Consider the following 15,369-nt stretch of genomic DNA (forward strand, 5'->3'; position numbering starts at 1 on the left):
CATTTCCAGAAAGGACTGTTACCAGAAAATGGATATCCGCGATTTACTATTAAAAGATGTCATGATCATGGACATGCAAGCCACGACCAAGGACGAGGCCATTGATGAGTTAGTTCATAAGTATGCTGAACAAGGCGTCATCAACGACGAAGCCCTTTACAAGCAGGACATCATTAAGCGCGAAGCCGAATCAACGACCGGGATTGGTGATGGAATTGCCATGCCCCACGCTAAGGACAAGGCGGTTCAACGCGCCACCGTCATGTTCGCTAAGAGTAAAAACGGGGTTGACTTCAACGCCCTTGACGGCCAGCCGGTCCACCTCTTCTTCATGATTGCCGCTCCCGAAGGTGCGAACAACACCCATTTGGCTGCGTTAGCCGCCCTCTCGAGTTTACTGATCGACCCAACCTTGGTTGGAAAACTCAAAGAAGCGCAAACCCCTGAAGAAGTGCAACAATTATTTGCCGACGCCCAAGCTGCGAAGGAAGAAAAGGATGCGAAGGATCAAGCAGCGCAAGCGGAAAAGAAAGCCGCTGAAAGTAGTGCTAAGGCTGATACAAAACGTCCTTACATCGTTGGGGTCACCGCTTGTCCTAACGGGATTGCCCACACCTACATGGCCGAAGCCGCGCTAATCAAAGCTGGTGAGGCCGCTGGGGTTGATATTAAAATTGAAACGAACGGTTCTGAAGGGGTCAAGCACCTCTTAACGACGGACGAAATTGCCAATGCCGACGGGGTTGTGATTGCCGCTGATAAAAAAGTCAAGATGGCCCGTTTCGATGGTAAGCACCTCGTTAACCGGCCCGTTATCGACGGAATCAACAAAGCCGATGATTTGATTCAGGAAGCCTTAAATGGTAAAGCCCCCATCTATCACGATGCTGACGCTGGCGACGACGCCGACGACGCTGAGGGAAATTCAAACGGGAGCGTTTGGGGCGAAGTTTATAAAGACCTGATGAACGGGATTTCCCACATGTTACCATTCGTTGTTGGTGGTGGGATCCTAATGGCCCTCTCCTTCATCATTGAACAATTTACGGGTGGCAAGAGTTTAGCCTTCACCTTCTTTAACCAGGCTGGGAACATGGCCTTCGCCTTCATGGTTCCCGTTTTGGCGGGTTACATTGCCGAATCGATTGGTGACCGCCCCGCGCTGATGCCCGGGTTCGTTGGTGGATTTATGGCCACCGTTTATACCGGTGCCTATGGTGGGGTCTACACCGCTTCAATCGCCGCTAACGCTAAGAGCCCAGCCGGCTTCTTAGGTGGGATTGCCGCCGGGTTCCTGGCTGGTTACATTACCGTTCTTTTGAAGAAGTGGACGAAGCACATTCCACAATCCTTAGACGGGATGAAGCCAATGTTGATTTTCCCAATCTTGGGCTTGTTGATCATGGCCGCGTTAATGTTCTTTATCATTAACCCAATTTTCTCCGTCATCAACGAATGGATTACCCACTTCCTGAACTCAATGGGTACTGGAAACGCCGTTATTCTTGGTTTAGTGCTCGGTGGGATGATGTCCATCGATATGGGTGGTCCTTTCAACAAGGCCGCTTACGTCTTCGCGACCGGGGCCTTCACGGCAACTAACGATGGGAACTTAATGGCCGCCGTAATGGCTGGTGGGATGGTTCCACCGTTGGCAACCGCGATTGCCACAGCCTTCTGGCCAAAGAAGTTTACGGACGACGAACGCAAAGCTGGGATTTCCAACTGGCTACTTGGGATTTCCTTCATTACTGAAGGTGCCATTCCATTCGCCACGGCCGACCCAGTGCACGTAATCGGTTCTAGTGTGATTGGGGCCGCCATTGCCGGTGGTTTAACCCAATTCTGGGGCGTTGCGGTTCCCGCACCCCACGGTGGTTTGTGGGTTTCACTCTTAGCAACGAACATCTGGGGCTACATCGCCGCGACGGTCATCGGTGCCGTCATTGCTGGTGTCATTCTTGGTCTTTGGAAACCTGCTAAGAAAGCTTAATTTAATTTCAAAAAACGACGACTCTTCGGAGCCGTCGTTTTTTCGGCTCTATACCACTTGGCGTTGAGGTTGCCGCCAGCAGCGGGTGTAACCGGGTGGCTGGAACACTGCGGGCATCGATTTGAGCTCACTCAGAAAACCACTGAGCAATCTCAAATTCGAGCCTTATTCTAAGCCGGAAGCACCCCACTTCCGGCCAAGAATAATTTCGCAGTTGAGCCATGGTTACACCCGTTGCTGGCTAGACTGGCTTTTATATTGAGTCTCACGGGTTACGCTAGTAAGTCTTAATTAATGAAGCCGATTCCGCAGAACGGTTACTAAACATAACGTAATCTTGCTTGCTATTTTGCTAGTCTCAACGAATTGATTGAAAATTCAATTGGCAGCCTTCATAGCAAATCAGCACCAAATATCATAGACCCGTTTTTTCTTTGTGCACAAACAAGTTATTATCTAAAACCGCAATCAAACGGGTATAATGAAATTATTAATTCATTTATAGAACCGAGACGATTAACGATGACCAATAAGTTCAAAACGCCCCTACTAGTATTAGCACTCAGTTGTGTTTTATTACTGGGAGCTTGTCAAAAAAAGTCCGCTAAGCAGACCACTCCCGTTCAGGGGCGCACCCTAACGGCAATGGTGATTAGCGACGACCACGTTATTGCACCAAGCTTACACGATAACGGCTCATCTTTTCAGACCTACGCCGAAAATGACGGCGGCGCCGATTTAAAGTATAGCGCTACGATCTTCAAAGCTTTTATTGAAAAGGCCCTTCAAACGCACCCGGACGTGTTACTGATTTCGGGCGACATTACCAATAACGGCGAAAAAGCGAGTCACGAGTACGTCGCTCGCCAGTTAAAGCGCTTACATAGACAAGGGATTCGGGTTTACGTCGTCCCGGGTAATCACGATATTAATAATCCCCTTACCCGCCGCTTCAAAGGCAAACACCAGTACGAGGCCAGCGGAGTTGGACCCGAAGAGTTTACCAAAATTTACAAACAGGCGGGTTACGGGCAAGCCGCCGAAACCGATCCTAACTCATTAAGTTACCTTGCCAAGCCCAGTGCTAAAACCTGGTTTCTCATGCTTAATTCAGCGATTTATCGTGGGAACTACCAACAAGGTAGCTCCACGGTCGGCGGCGGTTTAACTGACGGCACCCTTAAGTGGGTCGCCAAGATTGGTAAACAGGCTAAAAAGCAAGGCGCCACCGTTATCCCGGTACTGCACCATAACACGATGGATCACATGATGATTCATCAGGACTACACGATTGGCTACGCGGAACAGGTTCGCGACGTTTTCACCAAGGCGGGGATCAAGCTAGCACTAACCGGCCACATTCACGCGCAGAACATTGCCAGTCAGCAGGTCAACGGTCAAACACTGACCGACATCGCGAGCGGCTCCCTCATTATTGGCTCACACTACTACGGGACCCTTAAAATTGACCAGAAAACCGGGCGCGCGGACTACCACGCTACGCCGTTAGACGTTTCAGGCTATCTGCAGCGTACCCAGGATGCGGCAGCAGCCCGGGCCTTTAAAAAGTATGATCACCACGTACTCTACGCCGCCGGGTACAACGCGGCCATCGCCCAACTTTACGAAACACGGGACGAAAACCACCTGACGACCAAGCAGGTCCAGCAACTGGCCGCCGGAATGGGGCAAGCCAACATTGCCATGTTCCGCGGAACGCCCCCGGAACGGTCCGCCGCCATCCGAGCCTGGGAAAAGCAACCCGCGTCCACGAGTTTACGCACCCTAATTCTCCGAACCCTTGAACTACGCGGTAATCTCAGCTGGTCAGGTGCCGTCCGCTAACCTAATAATTTTATTCAAGCTGCACAACAAAACCCACTCAAAAAGCCCACTCAAAGGTCACTTGCACTTTGAGTGGGCTTCTTTTACGTGGCGCCCTTCTGATAATGTTTCGGTGTAACCCCCGCACCCGCTAACGAAAATTTAACGGTCTGGGCTACGTTTTTAGAGATTCCTAGTTTTTGCATCTCTTCGATCGACGCTGCCGCAATCTTGGTCATTGAACCAAATTTTCGTAACAATTTATTACGCGTCTTCGGACCAACGCCCGGAATCTCGTCCAACCGCGAACTGAGGGAATGCTTCGTGTGTACTTGCCGGTGGAACGTAATGGCAAACCGGTGCACTTCGTCTTGAATCCGCTGCAGCAGGTAAAAGCCCTGACTCTTTGGATCGAGGTGAAGGTGCTGATCACCTGCCGACTTTAATAAGTCCGCCGTCTTATGGTGTTCATTTTTAACCATGGCTGCGACCGGCGTATGGATGTCTAATTCATTTTCAAGCACATCCTTCGCCGCTTCTAATTGAATTTCGCCCCCGTCCATGAGAATCAAGTCGGGTAAGGCCGCGTGCTCCTTTAATATCCGCGTATAGCGCCGGCGAATGACTTCCCGCGTCGACGCCGCTTCATCCGCATGGTCAACGGTTTTTAGTTTATACTTCCGGTACAGCTTTTTATTCGGCTGACCGTCCGTAAATACCACCATCGCAGAAACTAAGTCGGCTCCTTGAATATGCGAGTGGTCGAACGCTTCAATTTTATGGCCCGCCGGAATCCCAAGCGCATCAGTCAATTCCTTCATCGCCCCGGTCGTCTTCCACTCATCTAATTCTAACAGGCGGAACTTTTCTTCCAGTACCAACTGCGCATTTTTTTGCGCCATTTCTAATAGGTCGCGTTTCTGCCCCCGTTGTGGCGTACGGACGGGAATCCCCAAAATATCACTAAGTACCTGTTTATCCAGACCAGCTGGAACTAGGACTTCCCGCGGTAATACGTTGTTTTTACGGTTATAGAATTGGAGAATAAAGCTCGTAATTTCTTCTTCGGCCGTTGAAACAACCGGGAACAGCCGCTTTTCACGTTTCATCAATCGTGCTTGCCGAATAAAGAATACTTGAATCGACAACCAACCCTTATCCATGTAAAAGTTGAATAAGTCGCGCGGCGTATGGTCATTTGAAATGATCTTTTGCTTTTCAACCGTCATTTCAATATACGTTAATTGGTCCCGCAACTCAGCTGCCCGTTCAAATTCTAAGTTGGCGGCCGCGGTTTCCATCCGTTTCGTTAGTTGCCGCTTAACGGTCGCAACGTGACCGTTAAGAAACGACTTAATCCGCTCAATTTGGGCCGCATACTCCGCTTCCGGAACGGTTTTGAAGCAGGCCCCTAAACACTGGCCCATGTGGTAATACAGGCAAGGCCGGTTCTGAAAACCGTGGCAGCGGCGCAGGGGATAAACCTTCTGAATAAAGTTAACCGTTTCTTGGGCGGCATAGACGTTCGGATACGGACCAAAGTAGTAGCCGCCGTCCTTCCGCACGTCACTGACGATCAATATTTGCGGGTCGCGTTCGTGAGTAATTTTAATGTAGGGGTAGCCGGTCCCCTTCTTCAACTTAATGTTGAAATACGGCTGATGCTTTTGAATTAGCGTAATTTCTAACAGAAAAGCTTCCTTATCCGTTGAAGTGACGATAAATTCAAAGTCCGCAATTTCCGAAACCAGCCGGGCCGTTTTCCCGGTATGGCTACTCTTAAAATAGGAGCGTACCCGGTTCTTCAAATTTTTTGCTTTCCCAACATAAATAATCTGACTATTTAAATTTTTCATTAAGTAGCATCCCGGTAAATCGGGTAACAAACTTAACTTATGTTCAATATGTGGTGACGCCACCGTGCCCCCTCCTTCGTTTTTAACTTAGCTCTTCCAGTATACCGCCCGGCAGAGCCGGTCTCAAGCAATCCGCCTGATACAAAAAAGAACCGGTCATATCGACCGGTTCCTTAGGACTACATAATAATTTTGGATAAGAAATCTTTAGCCCGCTCAGTTTGCGGATGATTAAAGAATTCATCAGGCGTGTTATTTTCCTGAATGTACCCGTCGGCCATAAACCACACCCGATCGGCTACTTCCTTGGCAAAGCCCATTTCGTGAGTAACGACGACCATCGTCATCCCTTCTTGAGCTAACTCTTGCATAACGTTAAGCACTTCGCCAACCATTTCAGGATCCAACGCGGACGTCGGTTCATCAAAGAGCATCACTTCAGGGTTCATTGCTAAGGCCCGCGCAATGGCGACCCGTTGCGCTTGCCCACCAGATAAGCTGGCCGGAAAGGCCTCGGCGTGATCCTCCAAGCCAACCCGTTGCAATAATTCATGTGCTGTCTTGGTCGCTTCTGCGTCTGCGACCCCTTTAACCTTCATTGGGGCCAGTTTAATGTTTTCGAGCACCGTCATGTTTGGGAACAAGTTAAAGCTTTGGAAAACCATCCCCATTTTTTCCCGTAACGAATCTACACTCTTCGAATCCAAGCTGGTTAAATCTTGGCCCTCAAACGCAACCTTGCCACTCGTGGGGGTCTCTAATAAGTTCAAGCAGCGCAGGAAGGTACTCTTCCCACCACCGGAAGGCCCGATGACCACGATCACCTGACCGGGTTCAACCTTTTCCGTAATATCTTTTAAAACGTGGTTATCGCCAAAACTTTTTGCCAGCGATTCAACCTCGATAACTGGTTTAGTCATGTTGCATTCTCCTTTCGAAGTAGTTCAAGATCCGTGACGCCGTAAAGGTCATAATGAAGTAGAGCACCATGATAACAACGATTGGTGCAACCCCCCGGTACGTATCCGAACGAACGATGTTACTTTGATAGATTAATTCGGTAACCCCAATTATCGAGACAATCGAACTATCCTTAATCAAGGTAATAAATTCATTCCCAAGTGACGGCCAAATATTCTTCAACGCTTGTGGTAGGACAACGTAGCGCATCGTTGCGCCGTTTGACATCCCGAGACTCCGCGCTGCTTCCGTTTGCCCGATGTTGACGGAATTAATCCCACCACGGATATATTCCGCAATGTAAGCTCCCGAGTTTAAGGAAATCGCAATAATCCCGGAAGTTAACGCCGGTAAGTTGACGAAGAGCCCTAAGCCAAAGTAAACGAACATAACTTGAACCATCATTGGCGTCCCACGAATAAATTCAACGTAGGCCGTCGCTAACCACCGAAGCGCGGTCTTGAAAGGATTGCCCTTGGCCATCCGAGCTAACGATAGTAAGATCCCTAAAATAAACCCAAAGAATACGGAACAGATCGTAATAATCAGCGTATATTCAATCCCAGTTAGGAAGGCCTTCCAGTAATGCGTCATTGACGTATTAACAGTGTTGGTCTTCAAATACTTCCCAGCGGCTGGTAAATATTGCTTTTTGACCAGATTTTGTTTCTTGATACTATCAACCGTCTTATTAACTTCGTTAACCAAGCTGGTTGAACCTTTCCGAAACGCAATCGCAGAACTGGTTGCATCCGAACTCAAATCAAAATTACTTGGAATGGCGGCTAATTGCTTGTTATTGGAAACGTAAGCTTCAGCGGAGGGCTTTTCCATCGCAACCCCGTCCAATTTATGACTTTGAAGTGCTAAAATCAAATCAGACTGCGACGTCATCCCCTTGGAAGTCGTTCCAACCGTTTGCTTCTTAATCGCATTGTACTGGGTAGAACCAGTTTGCGCACCCAGCGTACCACCCTTAAATGAATCCTTATTCTTGTACTTGGCTAAGTCGGTCTTATTAATGACGATACTGTACCCACCTTGGTAGTAGATATGAGTAAAGTCAACGTTCTTCCGCCGAGCTGGCGTTGGGTTCATCCCCGAAATAATCATGTCAACTTTACCAGTTTGTAGCGCAACTAGTAATGAATCAAACGACATCGATTTAACTTTCAGTTTAACCCCTAAATCCTTAGCAACTTTCTTCCCAATTTCAACGTCCATCCCAACAACCTGACTCTTACCCTTCACGGTTGCCTGGAATTCGTACGGCGGATAATCGGGTGACGTCCCCATTACGAGGACCCCCTTCTTTTGAATCTTTTCTAATGAGTCATCAGCGGCCTGTGCCGACTGGTTTTGACCTAACGGTACGACGGTCAACAACAGGGCAACAATAATGGCTAACACAATCCCAAATCTTTTTTTCATCGGCTTTCTCCTTGTCTTCTAATTTACAAGAATAAAGTATAGTCGCTTATGATTATTTATGCAAGTATTTTTGAAAATTTCTTTATTTTATACATAAAAAGACCATTTATGCAGCTTTTCGGGCCTTGTTTATGCACAAAAGACGAATAACTGACAAAGCCGGTAAAATTTGCTATCATTAGCTGGAAGCGAAAGGAATGATACTATGGGCTTAAAAGTACAACGTCAAGATAACTTAGACAAACTATTTGATAAATTTGCGATTGGTCCGGATGACCCCGATAAACTCACTACTAAGTCAATTCAAAAAACGATTGATGACCACGCTAAACAAAAAGCGGAACAGTCATCTAAGAACCAGCAACCTAAAAAATAACGCAAAGCACGCGCCACAACGGTCAATTCGACCATTGTGGCGCGTGCTTTGCGTTTATTGGTGAAACTAGTTTTACGGAACATCTACTAAATCAAGCTCAGCCTCCTTACCCGCTTATTCTGGCAAGCATCCTGAATTTTTTGAAAACTCAACTAGTATTTTTTTAGCAGATCAACACCGCATATCATAGAACCTGATTAGTCGTCTTTAATGTAGCGCGTGCGCGGACTGACGTGTTCGCATCGCCAAGAACAAAGCCACTAAATTACAAGCAATCAAGATGAACAGCAAAATCAAAGCCACCGTCGAGCCCGTCGCTACGGCATGGGCCGCTGACCCGCTCGTCCGTTCCTGAATCAACGTGATTACCGCCGACACGAGCGACGTCCCGGTTGCCCCGGCAAACTGTTGTAAGGTGTTAAAAACGGCGTTACCATCCGCTTGCCGTTCAGCCGATAATTGGGAGAGGCCACTCGTCATCGTGTTTCCCATGGTAATTCCCATCCCAATCATAAGTAAGATGTAAATTCCCATTACCAGTGGCCCAGTCAGACGCATCCCTAATAAGGTAAACAAGCCAATCGCGACCACCAAAATAACGGCCCCCGTTAAAATTGGCTTGGCCGCCCCAAATTTGTCCAGCAACCGCCCCCCTAAGGGCGCTAAAATTGCGCCAATTGCGGCACCGGGTAAAATATAGAGCCCGGCTGCGAGGGCACTTTTGCCATCAACCAGCTGTAAATAATTCGGCAGAATGAAAGCCAGTCCCAGCGCATTGACTTGGACGAGGAAAAAGCCCGTTAAATGCCAATTAAAGGATTGCGTTTGAAATATTTTTAAACTGATCAACGGGTGTTGCGAACGGCCCGTTAACCAAACAAACGCCACCAGTCCCACAACGCCGACCACTAACCAGCCGATGATCACCACCGGCGCGCGGAATAGCTGTTGTAAGCGACTAAACGCAAACGTAAAACCAATGAAAATTAACATCACCATGACCCAAGCGCGAACATCAAAAGTCGTTTTAATTGGCGGTTCCGCTTGGCGAATCGCATAAATTCCCAAAATTAGTGATAGTACTAATAATGGCAACAATAAGATAAAGACCCAGTGCCAGTTTAAAGCACTAATAACGAGTCCTCCGTACGTCGGCCCTAACGCGGGGGCAATCGCCGTAATCAGCGTCCCAATCCCCATTAACGTACCGCGTTGGTCAAGCGGGACCCAGTCCAAAATAATGTTAAACATCAGCGGCAATGCAATCCCGGTTCCCAGCCCCTGAACGATCCGCCCAACTACTAACAGCGGAAAATTTAGCGCACTACTGTCAATAATCAACCCGAGAATAAATAACAAGTTAGCCGTTATAAAGAGTGTTTTCGTCCGAAAACGGCGCTTTAAAAAGGCTGAAATTGGAACAATGATTGCGACGACGAGTAAGTAGGCCGTTGTCATCCACTGCACCGTTGCTGCGTTCAATTGGAATTGCCGCATTAATACCGGAAAGGTGATGTTCATTGCGGTTTCTACAATGACACCACAGAAAGAAAGTAAGCCCGTGGCGACCACTGCTAAGATTAACTTTAAATCGACTTTTTTAGTCATTTAACCACTCCATTTACTAATTAGTTCTATTACGAACTAGTTAGCTAGTATATCATAATTTACCGCTAATTCCTAGCTAGAATTAAATTGACGGGAACTGAATAACAATTTATAATGATTTTAGTTAGTACACGAACTATATTAAGGAGGAACTATGAAAAATTCCCTTGGGATTGCCATTCAAAAGGCCAATAACGCCCTTGCTCGGGACCGCGATCAATTTGCCAAAACATTAGGTCTAACCGGGCGTCAGGTAAGTGCCATCAACTTCATCGCGGACCACGAAAACGAGCGGGATCTTTTCCAGCGCGACTTAGAACACGAATTTAACATCCGCAAAGCGACTGCTTCTAGTTTAGTAACGGCGATGGTTGCTAAGAATCTCCTAATTCGGGTTCCTTCAACGACCGATGCTCGGTATAAACGCCTCCTATTGACCCCCCACGCCCGGCAAATGGCGCAACAAATTGCAGCCTTTTTTGCAACCAGTGAACGGCGCATGCAAACACTACTCGCTGATCAATTTAGCCTAAGTATTCAAAGCCTTCAGCAAATTAGTCAGGCGTTTACCGCCACCCCAACGATGCAGCACTCAAAAAAGCCATGACTCAAAACGAGTCATGGCTTTGCGTTTAATTATTTAGCAAATTTTAGTCCCAATGGTTTGCATCTTTTCACGCCGTTCAGCTTCGGTTTCTGGTGAAACATTCCGCCAATCAACGACTGAAAGGGCCCCATCAAGCATCCCACTATCATCTTTCAATGCTAGGGAGTTGTGCCAGCGAGTAATGTTAAGCCCGTTACCAAGGTAGGCTTGGTCAGCAGGGGCCGTGCTCATTTCGTAGCCAGCGTTGTTTTCTAAATCAATTGTATAATCCGGATCGGCCGCTTTTAGAATGACTAATTGGAATTTATTCCCAATTGCACAGCTCCCACCTAAGCTAGAGTACTTGTTTGAGCCGTCATCAGTTGTTAAGATTACCCGACTGCCGGCTGGAATCTTATCTGCCAAGTAGGTTTGTGCGTCGTCTTTAATATTAATTTTCATATTATTTATGCATCCTTTCCATGATGGAAAATTCAATTGTGTGCAACTTAACTACGAGTACTACTATAACCCATCCCCAAAAGCATTGCAAGAAATTGGCCTCACACGTTCCCCGTAACCGCCATTAATCAAGCTTAGTGTAGCGGGAATCATCCTAATGTTCAAATAAATTAACTTTAAATCGCACACAAAAACACCTAGCCGGGGCCATGCGACTAGGTGTCATCTATTATTGAACGGACTTGCCGCTCGGATACTTATGATTCAGTTTAGTGATATTTTGTTGGGCAACTTCTTCGAACGGAATATCCGCCCACTCCGCAACCTGCGATAAATACCATAAAACGTCGCCCATTTGCTTCGTTAGTTGTTCGTGATCAAGCTGTTCACCGTGGAACGTATACTTCTTAATTAAGTCCACCACTTGCCCCGTTTCGGAGGCTAGTCCGAGGGATAAATTCGTTAAAACTTGTTCATTCCCATATAGGGTTCGGTTTGCTAACGATTGATAGTCATTAAATTCCAATCCAAGTCGCCTTCTATGCAAAAAGCCCCCGTCAACCGCAATCCTGATGCTAGCCGGCTGACTGCTAATTGCACATTCCTTTCTCGATTACTCATTAATAGATACGTTGCGGCGTTTAAAACGCACACCGCTTTTGATTCAGTTTATTTAAGCGTACGCGCTCAAGCCACCTTGGAGGACCGCACGCCCCGCTTTATTGCCAACGCGTCTCATGACGCCGCTAAGTATGACGTATTAAGCCGTATGCGCACTGATCCATTGCCAAACGGCATCCTTACCACTCTTTGTTTTAGCAGAAAACGCAACAAAATCATCGTCATCTTGAAAATTGAGCGTCTTTTTAATCAAGCTTTCTTGCTTATTCCACTTGCCGCGCGGAATCTTATCACTTTTAGTGGCAACGACTAGTAATGGCATCTCGTAGTAGCGCATCCATTCATACATGGCAACGTCGTCCTTAGTCGGTGCGTGCCGGGCATCGACCAAAATAATAACTCCCCGTAACGTCTCGCGGCTAGTTAAGTAGGTTTCAATCATTTGACCCCACTTTTCGCGGTCCTTTTTAGAAACCTTCGCATAACCATAACCCGGAACGTCCACAAAATAAAGTTGTTCTTCAACCTTATAAAAATTCAACGTTTGCGTTTTACCAGGCTGACTAGACGTCCGCGCATAGCTGTTTCGATTAATCAACACGTTAATTAGCGAGGACTTACCGACGTTTGAGCGGCCAGCCAACGCAATTTCAGGATACCCGGTCGTTGGATACTGGCTCGGCGCAACGGCACTCATCACGAGCTCCACATTGTGTACTTCCATCGTTTTCAAACTCCTTTACAGTCACTTCACTAAAGTGGCTAAACAGCACGCAGGACCGCCCGTGAGCACGCTCACGACGGTCCTGTTGTACCTTTGTCCTTAGTCAACAATTATAATCGTTTATGAGGCCTTTTGATCTGCCAAAATCAACTTAGGTTCGGCGTGATCATTCACCGTTTCTGGTGTGATAATAACCTTCTTAACGTCTTGTCGACTTGGAATATCAAACATAATATCCCGCATCGTGTCTTCAATAATCGAGCGAAGTCCCCGGGCACCAGTATTCCGCGCTAATGCTTCACGCGCAATCGCTTGGAGGGCCTCTGGCTTAAACTCAAGCTCCGCACCATCCAACGCAATTAACTGCTCATATTGCTTGACCAGTGCGTTCTTCGGTTCCGTTAGAATCCGAACAAGGTCTTCTTCAGTTAGGCGTTCAAGGGCCGTTAAAATTGGTAACCGACCGATAAATTCTGGAATAAGCCCAAATTGAAGTAGGTCTTCCGGAACGACTTGCTGCATCAAACTCTTAGAATTGTCCAACACGGCATTCTTACGGTCCGTATCAGTTCCAAAACCAATCGTCTTATCACCTAACCGGCGCTTAACAATTTCTTCGATACCATCAAAGGCCCCACCAACAATAAATAAAATATTGGTCGTGTCAATTTGAATGAACTCTTGTTGTGGATGCTTCCGGCCACCCTGCGGCGGAACGTTTGCAATGGTCCCTTCCAAGATCTTCAGAAGCGCTTGTTGGACCCCTTCACCCGAAACATCCCGCGTAATTGAGACGTTCTCGCTCTTCTTCGCAATTTTATCAATTTCATCAATATAAATAATACCCTTTTCAGCCCGCTCAACGTCATAATCCGCGTTTTGCAACAGCTTCAATAAGATATTTTCAACGTCTTCACCAACGTACCCGGCTTCCGTTAAAGTCGTTGCGTCCGCAATGGCGAACGGTACGTCTAAGATCCGTGCTAAGCTTTGCGCTAAGAACGTTTTCCCAGAACCAGTTGGACCGACGAGGCTAATATTACTCTTTTGCAATTCAGGCCCGTCCGTATCGTCGTCCTTGCGTTCAGACATTGCTTTAACCCGCTTATAATGGTTATAAACAGCAACCGATAAGGTCCGCTTAGCTTCGTTTTGACCGATTACATACTGGTCCAACTCGTCAACAATTTCTTTAGGTGTTGGGATATCTGTTAATTCATGGGCTCGTTCTTCACTGAACTCTTCATCGATAATTTCCTTACATAAATCGATACATTCATTACAGATATAGACACCAGGGCCAGCCACAATTTTTTTTACTTGATCTTGTGATTTACCACAAAATGAGCAGTTGACTGGACCGTTTGTCTCGGTATTTTCAAACATTCATTCTCACCTCATCGATGTATTTCCATGGATTAATCATACCAGAAATGCCTAGTTAAAACCAGCTTAGGCATTGTTCTCTACGCCCATAACTATAACATGGGTTATTCAAAACTCGAAATGATTTGTTTACTAACTAACTGTTCAAAACGCTAACAGCCCCGCAGGAGTACTCCTACGGGGCTGTTACCATTAAAAATTACTAATTAATTTTTATCTTCTTTTTTATCGTCCGCCTTAGCGTTTTGCTTAGCAGAATCGGTAATCAAGTCAACGGCTTGCCGAATTGCAATGTCGTGGGCCAACATATCATCGGTTAAGGCACCGCGAACGGCATCTTCTTCCATGTTGTATTGGCTAGCTAAATCTTTAACTTCAGCTGCAATTTCGTCTTCTGAAGGCTTGATATTTTCAGCTTCAACAACGGCTTCTAAGACTAAGTTAGTCTTAACCCGCCGATCAGCATCGGCTGAAAATTGTTGGTGTAAGTCCTTTTCAGACGTTCCAGTCAACTTGTAGTAAGTCTTTGGGTCAATGCCTTGTTGTTGCATGTTTGCCAAGTATTGATCCATTTGACGGCGAATGTCGTCTTCCTTCATAGCGTCAGGAATTGCTTCAATTTCAGCATTGTCAACGGCTTGGTTCAAAGCTTCGTCTTCAATGGCGTCATGCGCAGCACGTTCCTTTTGTTCTTTAAGTTCATCCTTGATCTTGGCCTTCAATTCTTCAAGGGTGTCAACATCTTCGTCAACGTCCTTAGCGAATTCATCGTCAAGTTCAGGCAATTCCTTAGTCTTAACTTCGTGAACCGTTACTTTGAAGGTTGCTTCTTTATCTTGCAAGTCTTCAGCTTGATAGTCCTTAGGGAAAGTAACCTTAACGTCCTTTTCGTCGCCAGCCTTAACACCAACTAATTGATCTTCAAAGCCAGGGATGAAGGAGTTTGACCCTAATTCAAGTGAATAGTTTTCTGATTCGCCGCCTTCAAATGGTTCACCATCAACGAAACCTTTGAAGTCAATAACGACCGTGTCGCCCTTTTCAGCTGGTTGGTCTTCTTTCAAAACTAATTCAGCTTGCTTTTGACGACGTGATTCTAATTCAGCATCAATGTCCTTAGCATAAACACGCGTGTTTTGACGCGTTACACTAAGTTCCTTGTAATCGCCCAATTTAACGTCTGGCTTAACCGTTACGACAGCTTTCAAGACCCAAGGTTGGTCCTTTTCCATGCTATCAACGTTAATTTGTGGTTGATCAACTGGTTCGATTTCAGTTTCTTTGATTGCTTCTTCGTATGCTTCTGGGAGCACGATGTTTAAAGCATCTTGATAAAGGGCTTCTTCACCGTACATTTGATTGAAGATTTGACGCGGAACCTTACCCTTACGGAACCCAGGAACGTTTAAATTCTTTTTAGTCCGTTGGAAGGCTTTGTCAATACCTTCTTTGATCTTATCGGCACCAATTTCGAACGTTAATTCGCCTTGGTTGCCTTCTTTCTTTTCCCACTTTGCAGCCATTGTATTCCCTCCGAAACAT

The 15,369-nt window shown here is 46.6% G+C and carries 13 protein-coding genes; 4 read left to right on the top strand and 9 right to left on the bottom strand.

Going from position 1 to position 15,369, the window contains the following annotated elements; genetic code table 11:
- The first annotated feature begins 28 nt into the window (after positions 1-28).
- Both FFM79_RS09805 and FFM79_RS09810 read left to right on the top strand, forming a co-directional pair.
- The gene (locus tag FFM79_RS09805; protein ID WP_137643300.1) at positions 29-1,993 is read left to right on the top strand and encodes a PTS fructose transporter subunit IIABC; all 1,965 of its coding nucleotides are present in this window, start codon (positions 29-31) and stop codon (positions 1,991-1,993) included.
- Positions 1,994-2,515: 522 nt separating this feature from the next.
- Entirely contained in the window at positions 2,516-3,838 is a 1,323-nt protein-coding gene (locus FFM79_RS09810; protein ID WP_137643301.1) for a metallophosphoesterase family protein, read from the top strand.
- A gap of 83 nt (positions 3,839-3,921) precedes the next feature.
- Here the strand turns inward: FFM79_RS09810 and uvrC are convergent, their stop codons facing one another.
- The 3 genes from uvrC to FFM79_RS09825 form a co-directional block, all read right to left on the bottom strand.
- On the bottom strand, positions 3,922-5,736 hold the full coding sequence (gene uvrC / locus FFM79_RS09815; protein WP_137643302.1) for an excinuclease ABC subunit UvrC: 1,815 nt from the start codon (positions 5,734-5,736) through the stop codon (positions 3,922-3,924).
- 116 nt (positions 5,737-5,852) lie between these two features.
- The gene (locus FFM79_RS09820) at positions 5,853-6,593 is read right to left on the bottom strand and encodes an amino acid ABC transporter ATP-binding protein (RefSeq protein ID WP_137643303.1); all 741 of its coding nucleotides are present in this window, start codon (positions 6,591-6,593) and stop codon (positions 5,853-5,855) included.
- Complete coding sequence (locus tag FFM79_RS09825; protein WP_137643304.1) at positions 6,586-8,064, bottom strand: ABC transporter substrate-binding protein/permease; 1,479 nt, start codon at positions 8,062-8,064, stop codon at positions 6,586-6,588. The genes FFM79_RS09820 and FFM79_RS09825 overlap by 8 nt, the downstream gene beginning before the upstream one ends.
- A gap of 205 nt (positions 8,065-8,269) precedes the next feature.
- On the opposite strand from FFM79_RS09825, the gene FFM79_RS09830 reads away from it, so the two are divergent.
- Positions 8,270-8,440, top strand: coding sequence for an SPJ_0845 family protein (locus FFM79_RS09830; RefSeq protein WP_137643305.1), 171 nt, complete (start codon positions 8,270-8,272; stop codon positions 8,438-8,440).
- A 207-nt stretch (positions 8,441-8,647) separates the two neighbouring features.
- Here the strand turns inward: FFM79_RS09830 and FFM79_RS09835 are convergent, their stop codons facing one another.
- Entirely contained in the window at positions 8,648-10,048 is a 1,401-nt protein-coding gene (locus tag FFM79_RS09835; RefSeq protein WP_137643306.1) for a DHA2 family efflux MFS transporter permease subunit, read from the bottom strand.
- A 154-nt stretch (positions 10,049-10,202) separates the two neighbouring features.
- Between FFM79_RS09835 and FFM79_RS09840 the strand changes: the two genes are divergently transcribed.
- On the top strand, positions 10,203-10,655 hold the full coding sequence (locus FFM79_RS09840) for a MarR family winged helix-turn-helix transcriptional regulator (RefSeq protein ID WP_137643307.1): 453 nt from the start codon (positions 10,203-10,205) through the stop codon (positions 10,653-10,655).
- 33 nt (positions 10,656-10,688) lie between these two features.
- Here the strand turns inward: FFM79_RS09840 and FFM79_RS09845 are convergent, their stop codons facing one another.
- The 5 genes from FFM79_RS09845 to tig form a co-directional block, all read right to left on the bottom strand.
- Positions 10,689-11,096, bottom strand: coding sequence for an iron-sulfur cluster biosynthesis family protein (locus FFM79_RS09845; protein ID WP_137643308.1), 408 nt, complete (start codon positions 11,094-11,096; stop codon positions 10,689-10,691).
- Positions 11,097-11,325: 229 nt separating this feature from the next.
- Positions 11,326-11,622 carry a nucleoside triphosphate pyrophosphohydrolase family protein gene (locus FFM79_RS09850; RefSeq protein WP_137643309.1) on the bottom strand — a complete coding sequence of 99 codons (297 nt, stop codon included), beginning with the start codon at positions 11,620-11,622 and terminating at the stop codon, positions 11,326-11,328.
- Between the two features lie 234 nt (positions 11,623-11,856).
- Positions 11,857-12,441 (bottom strand): ribosome biogenesis GTP-binding protein YihA/YsxC, encoded by a 585-nt coding sequence (gene yihA / locus FFM79_RS09855; RefSeq protein ID WP_137643310.1) that lies wholly within the window; start codon positions 12,439-12,441, stop codon positions 11,857-11,859.
- A 120-nt stretch (positions 12,442-12,561) separates the two neighbouring features.
- Positions 12,562-13,827: an ATP-dependent Clp protease ATP-binding subunit ClpX gene (gene clpX / locus FFM79_RS09860; RefSeq protein WP_137643311.1), complete on the bottom strand. Its 1,266-nt coding sequence runs from the start codon at positions 13,825-13,827 to the stop codon at positions 12,562-12,564.
- 206 nt (positions 13,828-14,033) lie between these two features.
- Positions 14,034-15,350, bottom strand: a complete 1,317-nt coding sequence (gene tig, locus FFM79_RS09865) for a trigger factor (RefSeq protein ID WP_137643312.1) — start codon at positions 15,348-15,350, stop codon at positions 14,034-14,036.
- Positions 15,351-15,369 lie beyond the last annotated feature (19 nt).

The organism is Lactiplantibacillus modestisalitolerans (genome assembly GCF_005405425.1).
GTDB classification, from domain to species: Bacteria; Bacillota; Bacilli; order Lactobacillales; family Lactobacillaceae; genus Lactiplantibacillus; species Lactiplantibacillus modestisalitolerans.

What these genes read in the sequence shown, in the direction of transcription:
- FFM79_RS09805 (WP_137643300.1), top strand. Translation starts at nt 29, where the DNA reads ATGGATATCCGCGATTTACTATTAAAAGATGTCATGATCATGGACATG.
- FFM79_RS09810 (WP_137643301.1), top strand. Translation starts at nt 2,516, where the DNA reads ATGACCAATAAGTTCAAAACGCCCCTACTAGTATTAGCACTCAGTTGT.
- FFM79_RS09820 (WP_137643303.1), bottom strand. Translation starts at nt 6,593, where the DNA reads ATGACTAAACCAGTTATCGAGGTTGAATCGCTGGCAAAAAGTTTTGGC.
- FFM79_RS09825 (WP_137643304.1), bottom strand. Translation starts at nt 8,064, where the DNA reads ATGAAAAAAAGATTTGGGATTGTGTTAGCCATTATTGTTGCCCTGTTG.
- FFM79_RS09830 (WP_137643305.1), top strand. Translation starts at nt 8,270, where the DNA reads ATGGGCTTAAAAGTACAACGTCAAGATAACTTAGACAAACTATTTGAT.
- FFM79_RS09835 (WP_137643306.1), bottom strand. Translation starts at nt 10,048, where the DNA reads ATGACTAAAAAAGTCGATTTAAAGTTAATCTTAGCAGTGGTCGCCACG.
- FFM79_RS09840 (WP_137643307.1), top strand. Translation starts at nt 10,203, where the DNA reads ATGAAAAATTCCCTTGGGATTGCCATTCAAAAGGCCAATAACGCCCTT.
- FFM79_RS09845 (WP_137643308.1), bottom strand. Translation starts at nt 11,096, where the DNA reads ATGAAAATTAATATTAAAGACGACGCACAAACCTACTTGGCAGATAAG.
- yihA (WP_137643310.1), bottom strand. Translation starts at nt 12,441, where the DNA reads ATGGAAGTACACAATGTGGAGCTCGTGATGAGTGCCGTTGCGCCGAGC.
- clpX (WP_137643311.1), bottom strand. Translation starts at nt 13,827, where the DNA reads ATGTTTGAAAATACCGAGACAAACGGTCCAGTCAACTGCTCATTTTGT.
- tig (WP_137643312.1), bottom strand. Translation starts at nt 15,350, where the DNA reads ATGGCTGCAAAGTGGGAAAAGAAAGAAGGCAACCAAGGCGAATTAACG.